The sequence below is a fragment of the Halomonas sp. genome, from assembly GCF_052095695.1.
In the GTDB taxonomy this organism is placed as follows: Bacteria; Pseudomonadota; Gammaproteobacteria; order Pseudomonadales; family Halomonadaceae; genus Vreelandella.
Genome location: NZ_JBQDLQ010000024.1, coordinates 18,380 through 42,863 on the forward strand (window position 1 = coordinate 18,380; position 24,484 = coordinate 42,863).

General features: G+C 52.8%; 24 protein-coding genes and 1 tRNA gene. 10 read left to right on the forward strand and 15 right to left on the reverse strand.

Translation table 11 applies throughout. The features are described 5' to 3' along the window. The 4 genes from ACTH5D_RS06850 to ACTH5D_RS06865 all read left to right on the forward strand — a co-directional run. Nucleotides 1-1,045: sodium:solute symporter (locus ACTH5D_RS06850; protein WP_441669559.1), on the forward strand; the 1,045-nt coding region annotated here is incomplete at its 5' end. 108 nt (nt 1,046-1,153) lie between these two features. After that, nucleotides 1,154-2,122, forward strand: coding sequence for a magnesium/cobalt transporter CorA (gene corA, locus ACTH5D_RS06855; protein WP_441669561.1), 969 nt, complete (start codon nt 1,154-1,156; stop codon nt 2,120-2,122). A 22-nt stretch (nt 2,123-2,144) separates the two neighbouring features. Then, complete coding sequence (locus ACTH5D_RS06860; protein WP_441669563.1) at nt 2,145-3,335, forward strand: zinc-binding dehydrogenase; 1,191 nt, start codon at nt 2,145-2,147, stop codon at nt 3,333-3,335. Next, complete coding sequence (locus ACTH5D_RS06865; protein WP_441669565.1) at nt 3,335-4,393, forward strand: proline racemase family protein; 1,059 nt, start codon at nt 3,335-3,337, stop codon at nt 4,391-4,393. The genes ACTH5D_RS06860 and ACTH5D_RS06865 overlap by 1 nt, the downstream gene beginning before the upstream one ends. Here the strand turns inward: ACTH5D_RS06865 and ACTH5D_RS06870 are convergent. The 6 genes from ACTH5D_RS06870 to ACTH5D_RS06895 form a co-directional block, all read right to left on the reverse strand. Further along, nucleotides 4,369-4,575, reverse strand: a complete 207-nt coding sequence (locus ACTH5D_RS06870; protein WP_441669567.1) for a DUF1289 domain-containing protein — start codon at nt 4,573-4,575, stop codon at nt 4,369-4,371. The two genes, ACTH5D_RS06865 and ACTH5D_RS06870, sit on opposite strands and share 25 nt — an antisense overlap. Before the next feature lie 38 nt (nt 4,576-4,613). Next, nucleotides 4,614-5,030 carry an alternative ribosome rescue aminoacyl-tRNA hydrolase ArfB gene (gene arfB, locus ACTH5D_RS06875; protein ID WP_441669569.1) on the reverse strand — a complete coding sequence of 139 codons (417 nt, stop codon included), beginning with the start codon at nt 5,028-5,030 and terminating at the stop codon, nt 4,614-4,616. Nucleotides 5,031-5,118: 88 nt separating this feature from the next. Continuing rightward, nucleotides 5,119-6,066 (reverse strand): D-2-hydroxyacid dehydrogenase family protein, encoded by a 948-nt coding sequence (locus ACTH5D_RS06880; protein WP_441669571.1) that lies wholly within the window; start codon nt 6,064-6,066, stop codon nt 5,119-5,121. Further along, nucleotides 6,063-8,030, reverse strand: a complete 1,968-nt coding sequence (locus ACTH5D_RS06885; RefSeq protein ID WP_441669573.1) for a TRAP transporter permease — start codon at nt 8,028-8,030, stop codon at nt 6,063-6,065. Before ACTH5D_RS06885 ends, ACTH5D_RS06880 begins: the two co-directional genes overlap by 4 nt. A gap of 110 nt (nt 8,031-8,140) precedes the next feature. Continuing rightward, nucleotides 8,141-9,124 (reverse strand): TAXI family TRAP transporter solute-binding subunit, encoded by a 984-nt coding sequence (locus ACTH5D_RS06890; protein WP_441669575.1) that lies wholly within the window; start codon nt 9,122-9,124, stop codon nt 8,141-8,143. 287 nt (nt 9,125-9,411) lie between these two features. Beyond that, nucleotides 9,412-10,326: a LysR family transcriptional regulator gene (locus ACTH5D_RS06895; RefSeq protein WP_441669577.1), complete on the reverse strand. Its 915-nt coding sequence runs from the start codon at nt 10,324-10,326 to the stop codon at nt 9,412-9,414. A gap of 184 nt (nt 10,327-10,510) precedes the next feature. Here ACTH5D_RS06895 and ACTH5D_RS06900 point away from each other — a divergent pair, with 184 nt between their 5' ends. Next, on the forward strand, nt 10,511-11,125 hold the full coding sequence (locus tag ACTH5D_RS06900; protein WP_441669579.1) for a flavin reductase family protein: 615 nt from the start codon (nt 10,511-10,513) through the stop codon (nt 11,123-11,125). A 173-nt stretch (nt 11,126-11,298) separates the two neighbouring features. Here the strand turns inward: ACTH5D_RS06900 and ACTH5D_RS06905 are convergent, their stop codons facing one another. Continuing rightward, entirely contained in the window at nt 11,299-12,066 is a 768-nt protein-coding gene (locus ACTH5D_RS06905) for a DUF1499 domain-containing protein (RefSeq protein WP_441669581.1), read from the reverse strand. Nucleotides 12,067-12,130: 64 nt separating this feature from the next. Between ACTH5D_RS06905 and ACTH5D_RS06910 the strand changes: the two genes are divergently transcribed. Beyond that, entirely contained in the window at nt 12,131-12,478 is a 348-nt protein-coding gene (locus tag ACTH5D_RS06910) for a hypothetical protein (RefSeq protein ID WP_441669583.1), read from the forward strand. Nucleotides 12,479-12,480: 2 nt separating this feature from the next. Here the strand turns inward: ACTH5D_RS06910 and ACTH5D_RS06915 are convergent, their stop codons facing one another. Continuing rightward, nucleotides 12,481-12,699 carry a DUF3820 family protein gene (locus tag ACTH5D_RS06915; RefSeq protein ID WP_441669585.1) on the reverse strand — a complete coding sequence of 73 codons (219 nt, stop codon included), beginning with the start codon at nt 12,697-12,699 and terminating at the stop codon, nt 12,481-12,483. 150 nt (nt 12,700-12,849) lie between these two features. Here ACTH5D_RS06915 and mqo point away from each other — a divergent pair, with 150 nt between their 5' ends. Next, nucleotides 12,850-14,574, forward strand: coding sequence for a malate dehydrogenase (quinone) (mqo, locus tag ACTH5D_RS06920; RefSeq protein ID WP_441669587.1), 1,725 nt, complete (start codon nt 12,850-12,852; stop codon nt 14,572-14,574). A 119-nt stretch (nt 14,575-14,693) separates the two neighbouring features. Here the strand turns inward: mqo and ACTH5D_RS06925 are convergent, their stop codons facing one another. Then, on the reverse strand, nt 14,694-15,581 hold the full coding sequence (locus ACTH5D_RS06925; protein ID WP_441669589.1) for a LysR family transcriptional regulator: 888 nt from the start codon (nt 15,579-15,581) through the stop codon (nt 14,694-14,696). A 132-nt stretch (nt 15,582-15,713) separates the two neighbouring features. Between ACTH5D_RS06925 and ACTH5D_RS06930 the strand changes: the two genes are divergently transcribed. Then, on the forward strand, nt 15,714-16,139 hold the full coding sequence (locus tag ACTH5D_RS06930) for a VOC family protein (RefSeq protein ID WP_441669591.1): 426 nt from the start codon (nt 15,714-15,716) through the stop codon (nt 16,137-16,139). A 34-nt stretch (nt 16,140-16,173) separates the two neighbouring features. Here the strand turns inward: ACTH5D_RS06930 and ACTH5D_RS06935 are convergent, their stop codons facing one another. After that, nucleotides 16,174-17,067 (reverse strand): AraC family transcriptional regulator N-terminal domain-containing protein, encoded by an 894-nt coding sequence (locus ACTH5D_RS06935; protein WP_441669593.1) that lies wholly within the window; start codon nt 17,065-17,067, stop codon nt 16,174-16,176. A gap of 219 nt (nt 17,068-17,286) precedes the next feature. On the opposite strand from ACTH5D_RS06935, the gene ACTH5D_RS06940 reads away from it, so the two are divergent. Further along, a complete protein-coding gene (locus tag ACTH5D_RS06940; protein WP_441669595.1) occupies nt 17,287-18,360 on the forward strand; it encodes an NAD(P)-dependent alcohol dehydrogenase in 1,074 nt (357 codons plus the stop codon). Between the two features lie 103 nt (nt 18,361-18,463). On the opposite strand, the gene lnt is transcribed toward ACTH5D_RS06940, so the two are convergent. From lnt to miaB, 5 genes are all read right to left on the reverse strand, one after another. Beyond that, on the reverse strand, nt 18,464-19,945 hold the full coding sequence (gene lnt, locus ACTH5D_RS06945; protein WP_441669597.1) for an apolipoprotein N-acyltransferase: 1,482 nt from the start codon (nt 19,943-19,945) through the stop codon (nt 18,464-18,466). A gap of 63 nt (nt 19,946-20,008) precedes the next feature. After that, nucleotides 20,009-20,911 (reverse strand): HlyC/CorC family transporter, encoded by a 903-nt coding sequence (locus ACTH5D_RS06950; RefSeq protein WP_441669599.1) that lies wholly within the window; start codon nt 20,909-20,911, stop codon nt 20,009-20,011. 143 nt (nt 20,912-21,054) lie between these two features. Next, the gene (gene ybeY, locus ACTH5D_RS06955) at nt 21,055-21,570 is read right to left on the reverse strand and encodes an rRNA maturation RNase YbeY (protein WP_441669601.1); all 516 of its coding nucleotides are present in this window, start codon (nt 21,568-21,570) and stop codon (nt 21,055-21,057) included. Next, nucleotides 21,567-22,646: a PhoH family protein gene (locus ACTH5D_RS06960; protein WP_441669603.1), complete on the reverse strand. Its 1,080-nt coding sequence runs from the start codon at nt 22,644-22,646 to the stop codon at nt 21,567-21,569. Before ACTH5D_RS06960 ends, ybeY begins: the two co-directional genes overlap by 4 nt. A gap of 85 nt (nt 22,647-22,731) precedes the next feature. Further along, a complete protein-coding gene (miaB, locus tag ACTH5D_RS06965) occupies nt 22,732-24,075 on the reverse strand; it encodes a tRNA (N6-isopentenyl adenosine(37)-C2)-methylthiotransferase MiaB (RefSeq protein WP_427028384.1) in 1,344 nt (447 codons plus the stop codon). Between the two features lie 198 nt (nt 24,076-24,273). Here miaB and ACTH5D_RS06970 point away from each other — a divergent pair. After that, a tRNA-Asn gene (locus tag ACTH5D_RS06970) sits at nt 24,274-24,349 on the forward strand. Nucleotides 24,350-24,484 lie beyond the last annotated feature (135 nt).

Below are 24,484 nucleotides of genomic sequence, written 5' to 3' on the forward strand. Positions count from 1 at the left end.
CTATGGCCTCGGCGTACGCCGCTGGGTCACGCTGGTGTCCATTGCCTACATGGCCTGCTTTCTAGCCGCTGAGCTAACCGCGATTGGCGCGATCACGGCATTGCTGTCCGATGTTCCTCCCGCATTAGTGGTGATTGGCGTCGCGCTGACCACGCTTATTTATACGGTAGTGGGCGGCCTGCGTGCCAGCCTCGCTACTGATCGTTGGCAGGCCTGGCTGCTGCTGGTGCTATTGGTCGTGGTGGGCGGCATGGCACTTTGGCGGCTGCCCTCTATGCCTAGCGAAGCGGCGCTGCCTGCTATTCCTGTTACCAGCGCGCTTAGCGTGGCATTAACGCTGGTAATTGCGGTGACGGCCGCCAACTTATTCCATCAGGGCTATTGGCAGCGCGTATGGGCTGCTAAAGATGATCACAGCTTGGGGCGTGGCGCATTGCTGGGCGGTGCTATGACGATGATAGTAGTGATGGTTATTGGTGGTTTGGGTATGTTGGCGGCGATGAGTGGGGTTTCTCTAGGCGCACCGCCTATGCCATTTTTTGCGCTGCTAACGGATGCGCCCGCGTGGCTGTCGCTCTCTGCACTGGTATTGGCTGTTACCTTGGTAGCATCCAGTGTTGATACGCTACAAAGTGGTATCGCCTCCCTTATTGTCTCGCGTAGCGGGCCGCGCGGGGTTTCTCTGGTTATCGCCCGTTGGGTAACGGTTGCGTTAATGATTCCCGTGGTAGTGATTGCTTTGCAAGGATTATCGGTACTGCGCCTTTTCCTTATTGCCGACTTACTTTGCGCCGCGATCGTGGTGCCAATATTGCTAGGGTTATGGCAGCGGATGACGCCAATAGCCGCGATTGGCGGCGGCATTGCTGGGCTGCTCGGTGCTATTTTGCCAGGATGGTTAAGCCAAGGCAGCTTCAGCGCAGGCGTCGTAGCGGCGAGCTTTCCTGGTAGTATTCCTACGTTGGGCCCCTTTCTGGGTGCACTGACTATGTCAACGTTGGTCAGCGTGGTGCTTGCCCATGCTATAAAAAAACAACCTGTGTAGCAGGGGGCAGCGTAGCGTGAATTTGGTGTGCCAGGACTGAATCGCTATAGTGGATAAATACGTAGAATGATTAGCGCTTCTGAGTGCTCGCTAATCGCAAGGACGACTATGATTAGAGCTATGCTTACTACGCCCGATGGTGCGGTTCACGAAGGTAATGAAGACTTGCTGGGCATGTGGCAAGCCACGTCTGACAGCCATATCTGGATCGATATGCAGGGTGAGACGCAGGACAGTGAACGCACCATTTTAGAGGCTTTTAAATTTCATCCTATGGCGATTCAGGATGCTCATAAGGAGCGCCATCCGCCAAAGATTGAAGAGTTCGATAATCACACGCTGATTATCTATCGGGGTATTTCCTCCTTTGATGGCGAGCTGAATTATCTGCCGCAGCAGGTATGTTTTTTTATCGGTGAACGGTTTCTAGTGACGCTGCACCCCGGTGAGGCGCTCAGCATTGAGCGGCTGTTTAATGAGCACGGCAAGACGCTGCTGGCGCATTCCCCTGAGCATGTCGCGCTGCGAGTGATGTATATTTCCGCCGGTTTTTATATCGATAGTCTGCTCGAATTTGAAACCGAACTGAGCGACCTGGAGGATGAACTGCTTGAAGACGGTAACGATGTGCTCATGCGCAAGATCATTACCTACCGTTCTCGGCTGGTGAAAATGCGCCGAATCTTTAGCTACCACCAGGGAATTACCCAAGAGCTAACGGCTTACGACTACGCGCATGTGCCCCGCGAAGAAAGCGAGACGCTTCACGCGATTAATGATGTGGCGGAGCGTTTCGAACGTCTCTATACCCTGACCCAGATGTACTATGAAATTTGCGGTGATTTAGTCGATGGCTATATCTCTATTTCATCCCACCAGCTAAATATCACTATGCGTGTGCTGACGGTCATTACCGCGATCTTTGTGCCTCTAACGTTTATTGCCGGTATTTACGGTATGAACTTTGAATATATGCCTGAACTTCGCTATCAATACGGCTACTTTTTTGTATGGGGAGCCATGCTGGGCATCGGTGGAATACTGATTTGGTTATTCAAACGTAAACACTGGTTTTAACGCCAGACAATGGAGTCAATCTATGGCCGACACTGCATACAAGGTACCAGCGACGATGGCTGCCATGCTCTTAACGGGGCATGGGGATATCGATAAATTGGAATACCATCAGGATGTCGCTACGCCGCAGCCCCGAGCAGGCGAAGTGTTGGTGCAGGTAACCGCGACGGCCAAGAACAACACCGATAGAAAAGCCCGGGAAGGCCTTTATCCCACCAAAGATAAGGGCGACGTCACGTCATTTTCCATGGGCGGCACCCCTACGTTTACCTTTCCGCGTATTCAAGGCGCTGATGTGGCAGGCCGCGTGGTAGCCGTCGGTGCAGGTGTTAGCGCCGAGCGTATTGGTGAGCGCGGGCTGCTCGATTTTAATATCTATGCTGACGAGCGTCGCGATATTAATTTAACGCCGGATTATTACGGCCACGGTGCTGACGGTGGGTTTGCTGAATATATCGCCGTGCCAGCTGATCAGTTTTATGCCGTTTTGAATCCTGAGCTGCGCGATGCTGAGCTGGCGTCAATGGGCATGTGCTCGTATCAAACCGCTTATCACATGATGACAGCTGCCAATATAGGTGCCGGTGAGCGGGTGCTGGTAAGCGGCGCCAGCGGCGGCGTGGGGACGGCGCTCATTCAGCTATGCCGTATCGTGGGGGCGATCCCTTACGCCGTCAGCCAGCTAGATAAAGCCGATGCGCTAAGCGCATTCGGCGCAGAGGCGGTGATTGATCGTGGCGACTTGCCGACGTTTGTTGAGCGAGTGTTAGCTTCCACTAACGGCAAACCGATTGATGCAGTGATGGATCTGGTGGGTGGTGAGATGACTAATCTGTTTATCGATACCATGATTGTCGATATGCAGGGCCGAAAGAGCTATCCGCGTCTTTCAATAGCCGGTGCCAGCGGTGGCAATCTCAGCGAAATGATGTGGACCCGCATTTATCTTTACCAAGTGCAGATTTTTGGCGTTTCTCACGGTACTCGTGAAGAGGCTGAGCAGCTTGTCGAGTGGATTCGTAGCGGCCAACTCAAGCCCGTGCTTCATGCAGCGTTTAAACTTTCTGACCTGCATGCTGCCGAGCGCTATTTTGTTAATCGAGGCAGCAACTATCTGGGCAAAATTGTGCTGGTTCCCGATTCACAGTGGGTTTCCCACGGTGCGCCGTTCGCTCTTGAAAACGCCTCTTCCGACGCTCAGGAGCAACGCTAGTGCATAATTTTCACACCATTCAGTTAATGGATACTCATGCCGGTGGCGACGTTAGCCGTATTGTTACGGGCGGCATTGATAGTTTGCCGGGTGCCACCGTTCGCGAGCAGATGGAGTACCTGCGCGATGACGCCGACGGTTTGCGCCGTCTGCTACTAGAAGAGCCTTACGGCGTGCCGGAAATGTCGGTCGATTTGTTGGTGCCAGCCTGCCATCCAGAGGCCGCCGCGGGTTACATCATTATGGAAGTGATGGGCTACCCCATTTACTCTGGTTCCAATACGCTGTGCACGGCCACCGCCGTACTAGAGAGCGGTATTGTACCCAAGCAAGAAGGTATTCAGCGCTTCAAGCTAGAAGCGCCCGCGGGCCTGGTGCAAATTGAAGCGAAGGTGCATAACGGCGTTGTCAAATCGGTCACCTGCAGCGGGTTGCCCAGTTATATCGACACCTATTGCGCTACGATTTACGTGCCGAGTATTGGTGATGTGACCTACTCAATCGCTTATAGCGGCGGCTTTTATGCGTTGGTAGATGCGACTGAGCTTGGCTTTAAGCTAGTGCGTGATGAGGAGCGAGCATTGGCGGAGTGTGCTTATAAAATTGTTGAGGCAATTAAAGCGCAGCGTGGCTTCTCTCATTACACGCTTGGAGATGTGGGACCATTGCCATTTTTGCACTTTATGGGCCCTGAGGAGAAGGTAGGGGAGGGATATATGCGCTCACGTTCCACCACGTATGTTCACCCTGGCGTTATCTGCCGCAGCACCACAGGCACCGGTACGTCGGCACGCTTAGCGCTAATGAACTATGAAGGGCGGCTGAGCGTGGGGGATAAGCTGGAGACCGTTTCGCTGCGTGAGACGGGCTTTATCGGGACCTTCATGGGCACGCATCAAGAGGGCGATTATCAGGTCGTCGACAATACCATCACCGGTCGCAGCTACGTGTTGGCTCACTCTGATATCGTTATCAACTGTGACGACCCCATGGTGGGCTGTGGCGAGCTACAACATATATTGTGTGATCGTCATCAGCATACAGAGTCTGAGAAGTAGCCTTCTGCTTCCAGTCGTTCCCATACCGGGGCTTTTTCAGCCTCGGTCATGGCTCCCCAGCAGGCTATTTCATCTAGTGTACGTCCACAGCCTTCGCACACCGATGTTGACGATTCTATGTGGCAGATTTGTACGCAAGGCGAAATAGGCAGCACCTTAGCGGTTGTATGGGCTTTCGTCATTATTGAAAGCTCTTCGGCATTAAGTATCGAGCGATGGCTTATGAAGTAGATACTTTGCCGCGCAGCGATTTAACTTTACCTTTGCGGGTTTTGTGGTCAACCCGGCGGCGTTGTGAGCCTTTAGTGGGTTTAGTGGCACGGCGAATTTTTTGCGGTTTGGTGGCACTCCGTATCAGCTCACTTAAACGTGCCAGTGCATCTTCTTTATTTAGCTCAAGCTTGCGATGGCTCTGGGCTTTAATAATCACCACGCCTTCTTTGCTAATGCGCTGATCGGACAACGCCATCAACCTTTCTTTGTAGAGTGGTGGCAGCGTGGAGCTCAGAATGTCGAAGCGCAAGTGTACGGCTGAAGCGACCTTGTTGACGTTCTGGCCGCCAGCGCCTTGTGCACGAATCTGGCTAATACCAACCTCCCAGTCAGCCAGGGTAACGTCGCTAGAAATGGTGAGCATTCATGTCCTCTGTGTTCCTCATGAACCTACAAGGCTAGCACAATTGGCACAGACATGGGGCTTATTGGCTGAATGGTACTAACCAACCCTAGCCAGCTAAATTATTGACTGACTGCCCATTGATATAAGCCAGTAGGTTGCTAAACGCATCGCCAAAGTAGAGCTCATAGCTGTCTTTTTCGACGTAGCCTAGGTGTGGTGTGGCGATTACGTTGGGCAATTCGAGCAGAGGGCTTGTGACGACAGGCTCCGTATCGAAGACGTCAACCGCGGCTTGGCCTGGGCGTCCGGCGCGCAGTGCCTGTTCAAGCGCCTGTGGTGCCAGTAGCTGAGAACGGCTGGTGTTCACCAGCAGGGAAGTTGGCTTCATTTGGGCGAGTAATTCAGCGGTGACGATACCCCGAGTGTCATCGTTTAAACGAAGGTGAAGACTTAATACATCGGCGCGCTGGAAGAAATCCGCCTGGCTTTTGGCAACGTCAAAGCCAGCCTCAATGGCGCGCTGGCGAGTGCTTTCTCGCCCCCATACCAGTACTTCCATGTCAAACGCCTGGCCATAGCGAGCGACTAAACTGCCAATTTTCCCATAGCCAAAAATACCTAGCGTGCGTCCCTTGAGCCCCGTGCCTAGCGTACGCTGCCAGCGGCCTGCTTTTAGGTTTTCAACCTCTGCGGGAATATTGCGCATCGCGGCGAGCACAAGCCCCCAGGTTAATTCCGCCGCGGCGTTAGGCGAGCCGGTGCCGGCCATCACGGTCACACCGTGGCGACGGCAGGCCGTCATATCAACATGTGCCGCACCACCGCCCGTTTGGCTAATCACTTTGAGATTCGGCAGGCGCTCAAGTAGGGCCGCCGTGATGGGCGTGCGTTCGCGGATAAGCACGAGTGCCTCTGCGGCCTTAAACCGGGTGCTTAGTGCATCCAGATCGGTAAGGGGGTCATGATAAATCGCCACGTCATGGCCTTCTAACTGTTTGAAGGCGTCTAAACTGCTTACACAGTCCTGATAATCGTCTGGAATGACAATGTTCATTGCGAGAGCTCCTTGCTTGGCAGAAGGGCGCGGGCGTCATCAGTACTATTTTTATCAGTACTATTTAATCGGTATTGCCACCCAAACAGCCCGACAATCAGTGCAATACCTGCTATATCGGTCATCACTTGACCATTAATCAGCATCAGGGCAGCTGTGAGTAATAATCCACGCTCGAGCCAACTGCATGGGCGTAAAAAGAAGCCAATCGTTGATGCAGCAAGCGCCACTATACCGATAATACCGGAGCCCACGGCAAGGGCAATCTCAAGCACGGTTCCATTGCCTAAAAGAGGTGGGTGGTAGATAAACATAAAGGGAATTAAGAAGCCGCCGAGCGATATTTTGGTCGCCGTAAGGGCCGTTTTAAACCAGTGTGAACCCGCGATAGCGCCGCCAATATAGGCCGCTAGCGCAACGGGCGGTGTCACGCCGGAAAGAATTGCAAAGTAGAGAATGAATAGATGCGATGAAAGGCTAGGCAAGCCAGCCTCAATAAACGCAGCCGCTACAACAGACGCAGCCAGCATGTAGGCTGCCACGGTAGGGAGCCCCATGCCGAGAATGATCGCCACTACCATTGCCAACAGTAGTGTGACTAATACATCGCCGCCGCTGACGACGAGAATCACAGATGAGACTTTAAGCCCTAGGCCGGTAAGGCTGATGACGGATGCAATAATCGCAACGCTACCGATGATAACGGCGATCATTGCCGCTGTCATCGCACCCGCTTCTAAGGCAGCGGGGATCGACTTCAAGCGATCCGTAAAGTTACCGGGGCTGCGCCAGGAGAAGAGGTAAATTAGTAGTGCTGTGAAATAAGCGGCGACGGCAGCAGTGGTAGGGGTATAGCGCAGCACCAGCATGGCGATGAGTACAATGATCGGCAGCAGCAGCGTTTCCATGTTGAACAGACCCTCGCGTAACGTAGGGCGCTGGTCTTTGGGTATAGGGTTTAGTCCAAGGCGCTGGGCTTCGAAGTGAACGCTCATCCAGATGGCTAGATAGAAAAGCAGGGCGGGAATAAGGGCGGCACCGATTATTTCTAGGTAGCTCACGGAAATAACATCAGCCATGACGAAGGCCGCGGCACCCATGATAGGGGGTAATATTTGTCCGCCGGTAGATGCAGAGGCCTCAGTGGCTGCTGCGAAGCGCGGACTATAACCGCTTTTTTTCATCAGAGGGATGGTGAATACGCCGGTAGTCGCTACATTGGCAGCGGTGCTGCCGCTGATGCTACCAAACAGGGCGCTGCATAAAGTGGCCGCTTTAGCGGGGCCTCCGGCCATGCCGCCAGTCAGCGAATTAGATAAACGCATAAATGTATCGCCACCGCCAGTGGTTACCAGCAGCGCGCCAAACATAATAAATACCACGATCACCGTTGAGGAAGTGCGCATCAAACTGCCGTAAATCCCGGTTGGGCTCATGTAAAAAGTGGCCACTAAGTCGGCCCAGCCAAACCCTCCGTGCCCCCATACACCGGGTAGATAGTTGCCAAAATAGGCATAGGAAAGCGCAATAAGTACCAGGATTGGAAACGCAAGGCCGATGGCACGACGGCAGGCCTCAAGCAAAAGTAAAATGGCCAGAATCCCGAACACCAAATCATAGGTGGTCGGCATGAGGTAACCCAGCTCATAGATAATCCGATCAAACTGCATGATGTAGTAACCGCTAACCGCGATTGCCAGTATCACAGGGATGACATCAAACCAAGGCAGGCGGTGATTGTCTTGCGCATGACAGGAGTAGCCCAAAAAGATTAACGGTAGGGCAAATAAGAGGTGTATGGCATTTTGGGTATTAACGGCCCCCGTTATAGCGGCATAAAGGTGAAAGACTGCCATCGCCACTGCGATTGATCGCATCACCAAAAACCAGACACCCGTAAGCTGGCGCTTGCCCGAGTCTTCTGAGTACTTCTCAACGATCTTATTGCTTCCAGCGGTATCCATTGGATGGCTCCCACGCTCACGTGCCCTTTAGCAACCACTGCAGGCGCGTATAAATATGAGGATGTTTAAGCATCCGCAGGCTATTAATCGCCTGCGGGTGCCAGTAGAAATTAGCGCGCTTCGGGAGGAATAACGTCTTCTGGTATTTCAAGGCCCAGCTCTTGGTAATAGCGCAGCGCACCCGCATGGACCGGGAAGGTGGCATTATCAATGACGTCTTGCGGGGTCATTCCCTTGGCAGGAGCAAAAGAAGCCGCTACCTGTTCATGGTTGTCCCAATAGGCTTTGGTGATGTTATAAACAATATCATCATCAAGAGAGCTATTGGCCGACACGCCCATATAGATTCCCAAGGATGTTGCCTCATCCATGCCGCGGTAGGTGTCTGCAGGGATAATTGACGTCGATAAGAAAGGAAGCTCGGTTGTTACGGTTTCAAGCTGCTCTTCTGAAAGCGAAAGCAACTGTAAGGGGCGCGAGGAGTGAACTTCTGTAAACGCCGGTATGGGGGGAATGCCGTTATAACTGAAACCTACCAAGCGACCATCAATGACTCCTTCGGCTGCATCATCGATCCGCATGCGCTGAAAATCAGGCTCTACGCCTAAAATATCAAACACTAGCTCAGTGATGTACTCGCCGCCGCCGCCAATACTGCTGGGATTGAAGCGCTTGCCCGTGAGCTCTTCGAAACTCTTGATGTCGGCGTCTTGACGAACGGCCCAGTGCATTGTGGAGGGGGCAATCCAGTATACAAGGCGTACATTTTCGTTGGGTGTACTTTCGAACCGACCAGTGCCGTTGTACTGCTCGTAGCCTACCAAGGCTTCGGTGAAGGCAAGATCAAGCTCATTGCGCCCTAAGCGAATAGCATTTTCTCGCGTGCCGCCGGTTTCGCGCACGGTAATTTCATAAGGCGTGTTAGCACTGATAACCCGTGCGCCCTCTGAAATACCAAAGAACCAGCCAGTGCCAGTAGGAACCGCGCCCATATTTAAGGCGTCTTGTGCTTGAGCAAGGGGGCTAGTAAGCATGCCTAAGGCCAATATAGATGCAGGAAGGAGTAATCGTGCTTTCAGAGTGAAAGGAGTCATTGTTATTACCTCAAGCATTGAGATGCTTTTATTGTCTTGGAGTGTTCGATTCGGTGATGGCGCGTTAGCGTTCTGAGCTTCAGTGATTAGCTCAAGCGCTAAGTGCCACTTTTTAATTGTGCTTGCGAGACAGTCGGGCTGCATTATACATAACCATCTCAAGACTATAATTACCTTTTATTAGTGCGCTTGGGTATTGGTGATTGATGAGCCTGCTTTCGTAAAGCGAGAATGCTGGCGCTGTACGAGTGCTAAATCCCTGGTAGCATCGTATTGTTCTGTCTCTTTTATGCTCGATTTGATGGTTGTGAAAGATTAGCAGATTCAACAAGATGGTCCACAAATAGCCTGGCGGCCATGGATATTCGCTCTATATTATTGACATAGATACACAGTGAGCGTTTAGACCAGTCATCTCGAATAGGCAGTACACGCACCTGAAGTCCGCCAACATATTGGCGAATAGCACCTCGGGGAACTACGCCAATACCAAGCCCCGCCTGCACCATCAAGCATAGCGCGTCGTAACTAGTAACCTGGATACGTAACCGTAATGGCCTATTAGCTAAACTGGCCGCTTTCAACAGCTGTAAATTGATGGCGCTTGATGAGTGCAGGCCGACATAGGCATGCTCAAGGCTATCGCGAAAATCGATGACGTCACGATCGGCAAGTGGGTGATTTAACGGCGTGACAAGCACTAGTTCATCCGTGTGGTAAGGCAACTCTGCTAAGTCATAGCCATGAGGCAGTTTTGCGCATATGCCAATATCGGCGCCATTTGCCATAATTTCACGGGTAATAACCGGGCTAACTTTCTCTTCAAGCTGCACACCAATATCAGGATGCTTTTCAAAAAAAGCTTGAGTCTCGCCAAGTAAATACTGAGTGATGGCTGACATATTGGCAAAAATGCGAATAATACCCCGTTCACCGCTAGTGTAATCGCGCATCTGAAGCTCTAAGTCTTCGAGGTTATGTAGCACGCCCCGCGATAAATGCAGTAGTGCATTGCCCGCGGGCGTTAACTCTACGCCACGGTTGTTGCGGTGCAGTAGCGGCGTGCTGAAATGTGTCTCTAGTTCACTTAGGCGTTTGCTAACCGCAGATGTCGCAATAAACTCTGCATCAGCAGCACCCGTAATAGTGCCCGTCTCTGCTACCCGGACAAACAGTCGCAAGGACATTGGGTCGAGTTTCATTTTGAACTCCTACTTTTTGATATGACTGCCCATGACCGTGAGCGATGCCGGGATTACTGCATGCAGCGAGGCTCGATTTTTGACCAGCGTAGGCCTATATTGGCTTTCGGCTTATTAAATTGCACACAAGATGACGAGAACTGCTGGGCAGCAGCTATTTCAGCGACTGAAGAGTGAGCCACAAATGAGCGACTACTTGCTAGACGAATCCCCATTAAGTTCAGGTGTTATATACCGGTTACTGTCTGGCACTGTTTGCCCACGCCCTATTGCCTGGGTCGCGACGAAAGATAAACACGGCAATGCCAATTTGGCACCATTTTCTTTTTTTAACGTAGCCAGCGTCAATCCGCCTGTGCTGGCATTCTCACCATTGCTAGATGGTAGTGGTGAGCTTAAAGACACGATCCGCAATTTAAACGACGTCGCGGAATGTGTCGTGCATGTGGGCAGTGAGGCGCTAGTCGAAGCACTCAATGTCACCAGTGCAAGCGTGCCTCCAGACGAGGATGAGTTTGCGCTGGCCGGATTAGAAAAAGCCAGTATGCCCGGTGTGAGCGTGCCCCGGATTGCCAACGCGCCGGTTGCTTTTGGCTGCAAGCTGTTCGATATGATTCGATTTGGCGACCAGCCCTTAGCAGGCACCTTAGTGCTTGCCCAGGTGGTCTCAATTCATATTGACGACGCACTGTGGGACGGCCGTCATGTTGATATGGAGCAACTCAAGCCCGTGGGCCGATTAGCCGGCAGCGATTATCTTCGTATCAGCGACCGTTTTGCTATTGAGCGTCCTGCTTAGAAAAGACTTTCTATTGCAATTGGTTAAGTAACTATAGCTGAAGAAGTTACCCTGTAATAATGGATTACCGGCGATATTCCTACGCAGCATCAAGTGCCCATCGCCACCTTATACGCTGAGCAAATTCTAGCGCGTGAAGGTGGCCACTGGCTCAGCCCAAGGCATTAAAAACGTCAGTTGAAGCGAATTTTTAAGGCATCCAAAAAGGCTTGGATGCGCGCAGCGTTGGTACCTACATCGCTGGCGCCTATACGCGATGCCGAACGCATATCCACCTGCACAGCGTTCTCGCGTTCCGTTAAACGAATGACAACGTCATCCTCTAACCCAAACCAAGGTGTCGTTGCCGTCGCCTCTATGTGATTATCGCTAATCCTGGCGATTCGCCAGCCAGCTGCTTCTGCCTCTGCTTGTGCCGCCGCCAGGACTGCCTGGGGCGTTGCCTTCAAAATGAGAGGCTTGATCGCCGGATAAGCCGCTTGCTGTTGCCGAGCGGTTGCTTCACCGGGATAAGCGAGTGCATTAGGCGCTGCTTGGCGAGCACTTGCTAGTGCTTCAAAAGCAGGCGGATTTTGCATGTCAGTGGTGATATCGTGAATGGCGGGTAAAGACTGGGCACGCTGCCAGTGTTGCCACGGCACATAAAGTAGCGCTGCCGCACTAAAAATAACCAGTGTTGCTATCACGGCTGGCGTGGAGCGGCGTTTGATCGCACTAACCAGAAGCGCCACAAGGCTTAATGCGACCGCTACCCCCGCGGCATAAACGCCGTTGCGCAGTAAGCTAAACGCCTCACTTAACGAGATATGCCCACCGCGGTATGCTGGGCCTGATCCGGCCATCATCACGGCTGCCACGACGAGTAATACAATGCTTAACCCTGCTAGTACACCCGGCCAGCGGCTAGGATTGGGGCGAGAGGCTTTTTGACGTGTCGTCACGTTTTCTCCTTATCACATCGTATTTAGCTATTGTTAACGCAACTGCGCCATCAACGGGGTGTTTATGACCGCTATAGAAACAGCGCTACGCGAATTGCTCACGAGCGCACCGCGTGAGGCACTGCCTATGACCTATCAGCAGGTCGCTTCTGCATTGTCGCTAACACCGCCGCGCACCATCGCCCAGGTCACTCAATCATTAGAGCAGCTAATGCGTGAAGACGCTGCGCAAGAGAAGCCCTTCATTGCCGCATTAGTGGTTAGCCGGCGGGGTGAGGGCCTGCCTGCAGAAGGCTTTTTTGAGCTAGCCGTTGCACTCGGGCGCTTTCCAGCTGATCGTGTGCTGCATGCGTCGGCGTATCACGCTGAGTTTCAGCGAGCGGCCAGCGAACGCAGGCAGCATCAATCTTAACGCTACCTGGGTCTCTGACGCAGTGGCTCTAACAGCTCACTAAGGCCATTATGGTCAATTTCCTGCATCAACTGTAGCAACTGGCCGATTTCACCTGAGGGAAATCCCTCTCGAGCAAACCAGTTCAGGTAAGGGCCGGGGAGGTCGGCAATGAGCCAACCCGCGTGCTTTCCAAAAGGCATGGTGCGTGTCACTAGCTTTTCCAGGTCTTCTGGTTTCATACGCTAAATTCCATCTATTCTCATTTAAGTGATGCCATATGTTTCTGATGTGGCGGATTTTTGCTAGACTTTCGACGGCAAATGATACCTATCTCGCTAAAGGACGCCTATCTTTCCGGCACGTTCTTTATGTACCGCCAGGGGCATGACATGCAAAAACGTTTCAACCTTTTACTCTGCTCGCCGCTTTTAGCGCTAGCAGCTATGCCGATTTCAGCCGATGAGCCTGTAGATGTCGTGTTGATTGGTGGCGGTATTATGAGCGCTACGCTCGGCACCTATCTACAAGAGTTAGAGCCTGAGTGGGATATACAGCTTTTTGAGCGCCTTGATCAAGTAGGTCAAGAAAGCTCGAATGCTTGGAACAACGCCGGCAGCGGCCACTCTGCCTTTATGGAGCTGAATTATACGCCGGGCGATGGCGATCACGTCGAAATTGAGCGTGCGATCAACGTAACCGAGCAGTTCGAGCTTTCTCGTCAATTCTGGGCGCATCAGGTAGACCAGGATGTTCTGAGTCATCCGAACGCTTTCATCAACACCGTTCCGCATCATGCGCTTGTTTGGGGTGAAGATGATGTGGCGTTCTTACGCGAGCGTCATGCCAGCATGGTGCAAAATCCGCTTTATGCTGATATGGAATACTCAGAGGATCGCGACGAGATCGCTGGGTGGATGCCTCTCGTGATGGCAGGCCGTGATGACAACACTCCCGTTGCGGCAACGCGAATGCAGATGGGAACGGAAGTTAACTACGGCGCCCAAACAGAGCAGATGATTGAATCGCTGAGCGATAACGAGCATTTCACTTTGTCGTTGAACAGTGAAGTCCGTGGGCTTGAGCGCAATGATGACGATTCATGGCATGTGACGGTTAAAAACTTAGCAAGCGGCGATGAAACCAGCGTCGACGCACGCTTTGTCTTTATTGGTGCCGGTGGTGCCGCGCTGCCGCTTCTTCAGGCATCAGGTATCCCTGAAGCGAGTGCTTATGCAGGCTTCCCGGTAGGTGGTCAATTCCTTTACACCACGAATCCTGACGTTGTCGCTCAGCATCAAATTAAAGTGTACGGAAAGGCCGGTGAGGGCTCGCCGCCAATGTCAGTGCCGCATTTAGACTACCGTAATCTTAACGGTGAGCCTGCGTTGTTCTTTGGGCCGTTTGCGACGTTCTCAAGTAAGTTCCTCAAAGAGGGCTCCTGGACGGACCTGTTTGGCTCCATGACGTTCAACAATACTTGGCCAATGGTGGAAGTTGGTCTAGATAACTTTAACTTGGTGCGTTACTTGGTAGGCCAAGTGCTGATGTCTGATGGCGATCGTATGGAAGCCTTGCAGGAATTTTATCCAGAAGCCAATCCAGAGGATTGGGAGCTTTGGACAGCGGGGCAGCGTGTCCAAATTATCAAGGATGATCCCGAAGACGGCGGCACCCTGCAGTTTGGTACTGAGGTTGTCATCTCTGCTGATGGCACCATGTCAGCTCTGATGGGCGCTTCACCGGGCGCCTCGACGGCACCTTCTATTATGTTGAATTTGCTGGATACGGCTTTCCCAGCACAGATGGAAAGTAGCGAATGGCAAAATGCTCTGCGCCAGATTGTGCCTTCATACGGCCAGCATCTCGCAGAAAATCCTGACTTGTTGAGTGAGGTGCGTGCTTATACTGCGAGTACCCTAGAGCTGGACGAGCCAGCGAATTTGGCCGCTGGCAATGGCAGCGATGAAGTGTTGGAAGAAGACGCAAACACCGACGCGGCTGAGCCTCAGCCCAATGGCGTTGGAGATGAGATTCAAAATGACGTTGAAGAGGACGATGCTGAGATGAACGACGTACAGGACGCCGAGCAGCAAGACGTTACGACAGACGCGTGATGCGTGTGATCTAACGCGTTTAACGTATAAATGCGCCAGCCCTTTTGGGCTGGCGTTTTTTTGGGTTTTTTTAGCTTAGCCAATCACTGTTCAAGCGCTGTTTACGTCAGGCTTCAGCGCTAGGGAGACGGTTGCTCGATGATGCGAGCGGTATCGTTAATTAAGTCGGCGAGCGCAGCAGCGGGCGGACTTAAATGCCCGCTAGCACGGTGGATGAGCCCAATGTCGCGGTGAAACGTCCGCTCGGCTAAATCAATAGCCCGTACTTCTTTAGGCCAGCGTTTAAGTGCTCCCGACTGCGGGGCAAGCGCCACACCCACCCCATTGGCCACTAATTGCACAATGGCATCCAGCTCATCAACCTCGCATACCTCGCGGACATGGCAGTGGTTATCTCTTAAAAAGCGATCCACCTGTCGGCCGCCAAAAGATGCGCGGTCATAGCGCACAAAAGGATGAGTAGCCAGCATCTGTTGCCAAGGCTCAATCGGTAGTTGGCGCGGGACTATTAAACGAAAAGGCTCATGGGCAAGAGGCGTCCAGCGTAAATCGCTATGCAGCGAAAATGGTGGGCGAATGATCACCGCCATATCTAGCTCACCGGCATCGACCTGGTTCATTAACGCCATGGAAAGACCGGGTACTACCCGGGTGCGGCATTCAGGGAAGCGACGATGAAAGTTGGCCAAAATATCGGGTAAAAACGTTCGCTGAATAGAGGCAATCGCACCAATATTCACGCGCGTGTTCAGCCCTTGGTCGGTGGGCGAAGCCCCTAAAGTGCCATAAAGCGCAAGCAGCGTGTGTGCCTGCTGCAACGTTTCTTGGCCGCATTGTGTCAATATCGCAACCCGGCCTTTACGCTCAAATAAAGCCACGCCAAGGGCGCTTTCCAAGCGTTTCATCTGAGCGCTGATCGCGGCTTGCGTCAGGCCTATTTTATTACCTGCCGCGGCGAAGGTACCTTCCTGGGCAACGGCAATCAACGTCTTGAGCTCACGAATCATTCATAAATACTTTTTGTGGGTTGGTTAAAAAACAATTGATTTTATTTTTGCATATCACGTCTTAGGATAATGACACCGTGGCCTTGCAAGACGCTAGCCATTTTACCTAACGCAAAGATTTAGGAGATGCTCATGAGCCTTTCACCTTTTCACTTGGCAATTCCCGTGTACGACGTAGCGCTTGCAAGAGCCTTTTATAATGACGTGTTTGGCTTGGAAGAAGGGCGCTCTAGCGAGCAGTGGGTCGACTTTAATTTCTTTGGCCACCAGCTAGTCATTCATGAGCAGCCCAAAACGCCGGGCCAGGAGAGCGCGCATACCAACCCCGTTGATGGCCATAACGTGCCAGTGCCACACTTTGGTGTGATCTTATCGTGGAACGAGTGGGAAACGCTGGCTGAGCGTTTAAAAGCACACGATACCCAGTTTGTCATTGAGCCTTACGTGCGCTTTAAGGGTGAAGTAGGCGAACAGGCCACCATGTTCCTGCTCGACCCGTGTGGCAATGCGCTTGAGTTCAAAGCGTTCAAAGATATGAGCCAGGTGTTCGCGAAGTAAGCATCGGGCGGCATTAGCAGCACTCTGTTCAGTTTTAGGCCCGTAAGGCCTGCTCTTGGCGGCGATGCTGCAAGGGCGATTCGCCAAAGTAGCGCTTATAATCACGGCTAAACTGAGAAACGCTGCGGTACCCAACGGCCGCAGCGGCTTGATTCACATTGTGAATATCCTGCACAAGCAGCTGTTGCGCTTTGATCAAGCGAAGTCTTTTTAAGTATTGCGCGGGTGATGAGCGCGTGATCTGCTTGAAGTGCTGGTGAAACGTTGATGGACTCATGCTCGCCTGCTGGGCCAGTTGCTCTACGCTAAATTCACCGGCCACGTTAGCATGCAGTTTCGAGAGCACCTGCACGATGCGTGAGTAATTGCCGTGACCTAGTATCAGTGCCCTTAATGCGGGTCCTTGCTCGCCCTTTAGTGCTTCAAACACCACATCACGAATGCGGGCTTTGCCCATCGTGCTGCGCTCTACCTGTAGTGGTAACGAGCGGGCTAAGCGAAGAACGGCATTTTGCATGCCCTCCGTCATGGCGACAGACGCCATTGGCAGCGGCGCCTGGGAATGATGACCAATATCGCCCATGGCTGTCACCATCTCGCTTAATAGTGCAGGATCAAGGCGAACGGATATGCCCAGTAAGGGAGATTCCGGTGAACCGTAGGTTTCACATTCAAACGGCAGCGGCAGTGTTTGTACTAAGTAATGACCAGGGTTGTAATGGATTTCTCGATCGCCCAGATAGCCCGTTTTACGTCCCTGCGCAATGATGATTAAGCTTGGCTCATAAAGCAGTGGCGTGCGCACTTGATGGCGGCTGAGGCAGAGTAACGAAACGCCAGGAAGAGGTGTTGCGGCCATGCCATCGCCCTCAATGAGGGGCTGGATGATATCAGCCAGCGCATTGCCAGCCTGGGCGGTAGAGGCCATGATTGCTTGTCTCCCTTTATGGTGGGTTTTGTATAATGATAACGATTTTGGCGTTATTTTTGTTATTTAGTTACGTTCATGCGTAGGAATAGGCAAAAATGACGTAGCTTTGTTTATCGCTATCCTTTCTGATTAGGCCAATAATAATGGCCGACTTTGATGACCCGGTCTTGAAGGCCCGGTCTTGAAGGGCAAGTTTTGACGATGAGGAATCCACCGATGAGCCAAGCGCTACCCCAAGTACTTTCCTATGCGGCGTTTGCTGCCGACAAGCCGCTAGCACCTTTCACGTTTGAACGTCGCCAGCCACGCTCAGACGATGTGTCGATTGAGATTCTTTACTGCGGCGTCTGCCACAGCGACCTGCACTCTGCGCGTAACGATTGGGGCATGAGTCAGTATCCCGTTGTTCCCGGCCACGAAATTGTCGGCCGTGTAACGTCCGTTGGCGACGAAGTAGTGCGCTTCAAAGCCGGCGACCTAGTCGGCGTAGGCTGCATGGTAGATTCATGCCGTACTTGTGCTGCCTGTAAAGATGGCGTAGAGCAGTACTGCCTGGAAGGCTTTACCATGACGTACGGCGGTGAAGATCGCCAAGACGGTACCATGACTCAGGGCGGCTACTCCGACGCTATCGTGGTGAGTGAACACTTTGTACTGCAAATGCCTGATGGTATTGATCTGGCGTCTGCGGCACCGATTTTATGCGCGGGCATCACGACCTATTCTCCGCTCAAGCACCACGGCGTAGGAAAAGGCCATAAAGTCGGCGTGATTGGCATGGGTGGCTTAGGCCATATGGGCGTTAAGCTGGCGAAAGCGCTGGGTGCTGAAGTGACGGTATTCACGCGCTCCGACGCCAAGGTTGAAGAAGCCAAGCGCAACGGTGCGGACCATGTCGTGGTTTCCAGCGATCAGGCGCAGATGGATGCCGTGGCTGAAAGCTTCGACTTCATGCTCGACACTATCCCGGTTCAGCACAACCTAAACCCTTACTTAACGTCGCTTAAGTATGACGGTACGCACATTATCGTTGGTTTGCTTGAACCTATCGAGCCTGCTATTGAAGCGTTCAACCTGGTCTTTAAGCGTCGCGTTGTGGCGGGTTCTTTGATTGGTGGTATCGCTGAAACTGAAGAGCTGCTAAAACTTTGCGCCGACCAAGGCATTACTTGTGATATCGAAATGCTCGATATTCATAAGATCAATGAAGGCTTCGAGCGCATGGAAAAAGGCGATGTACGCTATCGTTTCGTGATTGATATGGCGACGCTGAACAACAGCCCGGCTTAAATTACTTTTCACCTGCTCGCTAAGGCGCGTAGTAAACGACATGCCCCGAGCCCTTGAGAGGGCTCGGGGCATTTTTTTAGTCAGCCTTATTCGGTGCGTTTCTTTAGCGTGCTTCTCGGCGCGCGTTGCGCGCTGCAAATACACCTGCTAAGAGCATCACACCGGCCAGCAGCCACGCAGGCCAGCTTCCGGTACGCGTAAACGGCGTTAAGCCTTCCATAGCGTAGAACTCACCCTTGAGCGTGACTGTTTGAAACTGCGGAGCGCGTTCAACGATACGGCCAGTGGGATCGATAATCGCCGTAATGCCGTTGCTGGTCGCGCGAAGCACGTAGCGGCCATTTTCTAGCGCGCGTAGCCGTGCCATCTGCAGGTGTTGATTAGGGCCAATAGAGGCACCAAACCAAGTGTCGTTTGAGACGGTTACGATGACGTCGCTACTTTGCGCGCGACGGGCTACTAGCCCTGGGTAAATGATTTCGTAGCAGATTGCGTTACCAATATAGGTTCCCGCTGCCTGCATGGGCGCTTGTTCCGTCGCTCCTTTGGTAAAGGATGACATGGGCAGGTCAAAAAAGTTAATCGCTCCGCGCAACAAGCCTTCCAGCGGCAAGTACTCACCGAATGGCACTAAATGCTCTTTCTGATAGCTGCCTTCGACATTGCCAACGCCAATCACGCCATTGAAGTAGCGTTCCTGCTCATCGCGTTGCACGACGCCGGTCAGCAGGGCAACGTCGGGCGGTAGATGCGCTTGCACCCGTTCCAATATAGGTCGAGCCTGAGTTTCCGTCATCGGCAGGGCCGTTTCTGGCCAGATGATTAGGTCAACATCATCGGCAACGTCGCGACTCAGCTGGCTATAGGTATTAGCAGCGACGCGCTGGCCTTCTGAGGTCCACTTTACAAGCTGGGGTAGATTGCCTTGCAGCAATGCTACCCGCGTTGGCTGGCTGGCTTGTGTGGTCCACAGCGTGGGAAGTGCTAAAGGAATTAACCAAATGGCGGCGAGGGGGACAAGCGTCCACCACTGACGGCGCAGCAGTAGCTCAGCGGCGAGTGCGCCGCTGAGTGCAACCATCAGAGACAGCAAGTAGACCCCGCCAACGGGCGCCCAGGAGGCTAGCGGCGAGTCAACGTAGCCAGAGCCCAGCAGTAGCCAAGGAAAGCCAGTAAACAGATAGGTACGCAGTATCTCGCCCAGCACCCAGGCCCCAGCAAAGCTAATAAACGCGAGGCGAGCGGATGTGAAACGTCGGTAGAGCCAAAACGTGCCGGCAAAAAATAGCGCCAGAACGGTCACAAACAGGGCAGTCAGAAATACTGCCAGTGGAACCCCGGTATAACCGTAGTCATGAATTGATACGTATACCCACGACGTACCGCTGGCGAACAGCGCAACACCATATAGCCAGCCTTTAAGCGCCGCCTGAGCAGGCGTTAGAGTGTGCAGCCCAACGTATAGCAGTGCAATCGCAACAGGCCCTAGCCACCATAGTTCGAAAGGGGAGGCGGTTAGCGTGGTGAAGCCGCCTGCCACCAGTGCGGCAAGCAGCTGTAACAAAAACGCGGGGGGGAAGCCCATAGCGATGGCCTATCGTCGGTAAAATTTGAGGGAGTGGGCAGAGAGACAATGAAATGGCATCGACTAGGCCTGCTTGTCTTCTTGGTCGTTGTCGTCTTCATCTTCATCACGACGGTGATCACGATACGCCTCAAGTAGGCGAATGCGGCGAGTATCAGCGTTGAGAATCACAAACCGCCAGCCGCCGAGGATGGTATGTTCGCCGCGACGTGGCAAATGGCCGAACTGTTGCATGACCAGGCCGCCGACGGTATCAAATTCGTCATCGGAGAATTCAGTACCAAAGCGCTCGTTGAAGTCTTCGATGGGTGTCAGTGCGCGAATGGCGAAATGGTCATTTTCAATCTCGCGAATATCGTCTTCTTCATCGGTATCGTGCTCATCTTCGATATCGCCAACAATCTGCTCAAGAATATCTTCGATCGTAATGATGCCGGCCGTACCGCCGTATTCGTCTACAACCACCGCCATATGGTTATGCGTATCCCGAAACTCTTTCAGCAAGCTGTTAAGACGCTTTGATTCGGGAATAAACATGGCAGGGCGCAATATGTCGTCTAACTTGAAAGCGTCGCGCTGGGCTTGCGTCTGCGACAGCAGCGGCAGTAAGTCTTTAACTAGCAGTATGCCCTTGATGTCATCCAAGTTTTCGCCGATCACCGGGTAGCGTGAATGGCCGGTTTCTTGGATTAACGGCAAATAGCCGTCGCTTGTTTGATCCAGGGCTATTGCTGACACCTGCGAGCGCGGGATCAGCACTTCACGTACCTGCTGATCGCTAATATCAAGTGCACCCTCAATAATCATGATGGCGTCTTGATCAAGCTTTAATTTGCCTGCGGTATGGCGTAAAAACGTCATCAGCTCATCTCGTGAGCTGGGTTCGTCATTGTCTCCGGAAAGGGCGCCAAAGAGTTTCTCGAGCCAGGATTTTTGACTAGGGGTGCTCGATCGGTCTTCGCTCATGCGTCAAATCTCTTGTTTGCGGACAGACAGTTGCAATGTCAGGTGGTTAATTTATCAATGAAGCTGTTGTATCAGCTGAGCAAGGATAGTACCAGATTCACTGTAGGGTGATTGGACACTCCAATAATTAGGGCAGCCGCTTGCTAACGCTCTGAGCGACTATCGACATCGCCAGCACCGGTATCCGTCTCATAGGGATCGGGAATATTCAGCTCTGCTAGTAGCTCGCGCTCGAACTGCTCCATCTCTTCCGCTTCCTGATCATCAATATGGTCATAGCCCATCAGGTGCAGGGTGCCATGCACAACCATGTGCGCGTAATGATGCTCCAACGGTTTGCCTTGCTCACTGGCTTCCTGCGCTACGACCGCGTGACAAATCACTAGGTCGCCTAGCAGGGGTAGCTCAATGCCCGGCGGGCTTCCAAAGGGAAACGACAGTACGTTAGTGGTTTTGTCTTTGCCACGATAGTCACGGTTAAGCGTCTGGCCTTCGAGTTCATCCACAAAGCGAATGGTCAGCTCACGTCGCTGATCATCAGGGTGGTGTGCAAAAACACAGCCCACCCATTGGATGAGCTGTATCAGCGAAGGAAGCAGCGGTTCGTCGATAGCCGCCTGGCGATCAATTACTATCTCGCTTAGTGCGCTTTCGCTCATCGTGAACGGTCCCATGAATCTTCTCGGGCATGTATACGTGCATCGCGTTCTTGCTGGCGTGCTGCTTGGCGAGCGCGCTCTTCGACTTCCTGCTGGGACTCAAACATATCGTAGGCTTCGATAATGCGTTGAACCAGCGGGTGGCGTACCACATCTTTGGCAGCAAAGTGAGTAACGCCGATTCCCTGAGTGTCTTTTAACACGTCGAGTACTTGGATCAGACCTGAGCGCTGGCCTTTGGGTAGATCGACCTGGGTAACGTCGCCCGTTATCACCGCGGTGGAGCCAAAGCCAATCCGGGTTAGGAACATTTTCATCTGTTCCGGCGTGGTGTTCTGGCTCTCATCCAAAATAATATAGGAGTTATTGAGCGTGCGGCCCCGCATATAGGCCAGCGGCGCAATCTCAATCACCTGGCGCTCAATCAACTTAGCCACTTGCTCAAAGCCGATCATTTCGTAGAGAGCATCGTAAAGCGGGCGCAGGTAAGGGTCGATTTTCTGAGCCAGATCGCCCGGTAGAAAGCCTAGTTTTTCACCGGCTTCAACCGCCGGGCGTACCAGCAATATGCGCCGGACTTCCTGCTGGTTGAGCGCTTCGACCGCCGCGGCTACCGCTAAATATGTTTTACCCGTGCCCGCGGGGCCCACGCCAAAATTAATGTCGTGCTCGCGGATACTGCTAACGTAGCGCTGCTGATTAAGCCCGCGAGGTTTGATCATGGTGCGCGGTGTGCGCATGATCACTTCATCGCTACTGCCGGTGCTTTCCTCTTCGTCTTCCAGTGCTTCAAGCCCTGATTCCTGAAGAAAAAGATGCACGGTGTCGGCGTCAAGATCACTGGCTGCCGTTTCGCGATAAAGATGTTCCAGCACGTTGCCCGCGGCCTTAATACGGTTGGCAGCACCGGCTAACTGAAAAACATTGCCCCGGTTGCGCAGCGTCACGTCCAGGCGGCTTTCAATCAGCTTCAAATGCTCGTCCTGCTGGCCGCAAAGGCTAGCAAGGCGCTGCGGATCATTGGGTTCAAGGCTTAAGGTGATGATGCGATTGGCCTGAGGTGTTGGCTGACTCAAGAGTGGGGAACCCCTCGTTAGTGTGTGTATCGTTCAGCTTACTGCCCCGCCTGAAGCGGGGCAATGATCTGTGATAAGAGAACGATCAATAGCGTTCGGGAGAGGCAAGCTCACCGCGCAGCGAATTGGGAAACGCTTCGGTGATGTCGACATCGACAAAGTAGCCGATCAGCTCGGTGGGGTTAGCGGCGCGGAAGTTAACCACGCGATTATTCTCGGTGCGTCCAGAAAGCTGGCCGGGGTCACGCGGCGAAAAGCCGTTGACCAACACGCGCTGGGTGCTGCCGACCATGCGGCGACTAATCTGGGCCGTTTGCTGAATAATCCGTTCCTGTAAAATCGCCAGCCGCTGCTTTTTGACACTTTCCGGCGTTTCATCGGGTAGGCCAGAAGCGGGCGTGCCTGGGCGTGCGGAGTAAACGAAGCTGAACGAGTGGTCGAAGCCAATCTGATGAATTAAGTTCATCGTGGCTTCGAAATCCTCTTCAGTCTCGCCGGGGAAGCCGATAATAAAATCCGATGAGAAGCTGATATCCGGACGATTGGCGCGGATACGCTCCATCTTCTCGACGTACTCGGCTGCCGTATGACCACGCTTCATGGCGTTGAGAATGCGGTCTGAACCTGATTGCACCGGCAGGTGCAGGTGGCTCACTAGCTCAGGAATATCGGCAAAGGCGTCGACCAAGCTGTCGGTAAACTCTACCGGGTGCGAGGTAGTGAAACGGACGCGATCAATCCCATCGACCGCCGCCACACAGGCAATCAGTTCGGCCAGGTCGATCTCGTCGCCTAACTGGTTCTCACCGCGGTAGGCGTTAACGTTCTGACCCAGCAGGTTAATTTCACGCACACCCTGGTCAGACAGGTGGATGACCTCATCCATTACCGCTTCAAAGGGGCGCGAGACCTCTTCGCCGCGGGTGTAGGGCACCACACAGAAGGTGCAGTACTTGGAGCAGCCTTCCATAATCGAGACAAATGCCGTGGCGCCATCGGAAGTGGGCTTGGGCAGATGGTCGAACTTCTCGATCTCAGGAAAAGTGACATCCACGGCGGCAATCTGGTTATTGCCACGGGCATCCAGCATCGAGGGTACGCGGTGAAGGGTTTGCGGCCCAAACACCATATCCACATGGGGCGCGCGTTTGCGAATCGCTTCGCCTTCTTGGCTGGCCACGCACCCACCTACGCCAATCACCAGATCGGGATTGGCGTCTTTGAGTTTTTTCCAGCGTCCCAGCTGATGAAAAACCTTCTCCTGCGCTTTCTCGCGAATCGAGCAGGTGTTTAACAGAATGACATCGGCTTCACGCTCATTATCGGTGAGTTCGAGCTGGTGAGATTCGCCGAGTAGATCCGCCATGCGGGAGGAGTCGTACTCGTTCATTTGGCAGCCGTGCGTTTTGATGAAGAGCTTCTTCGCCATCGGTACCTGTCATCTATGAGTCGTCGGGGGACGAGGATGAATGGAAAGTTATCGTGCGGCCCGTGTTTGTCATCACCAAGCCGCAATCTTTAATAGCGGCATTATACGGATACAAGAAAGCAGCGGCTAGCGTTCCTCAATAATCGATACTTGACCATCACATTTCTACGGGTATACTACGCACCGTGTTTGAGCAGTTCCTCGATAGCTCAGTTGGTAGAGCAAATGACTGTTAATCATTGGGTCACAGGTTCGAGTCCTGTTCGAGGAGCCAATATTTTGCGTAAAGTATTTGGCAAAAAAGTACTTGGCAAAATTTTTGAAAACGCTGTGTTAAACACGACAACTTATTATGTTCCTCGATAGCTCAGTTGGTAGAGCAAATGACTGTTAATCATTGGGTCACAGG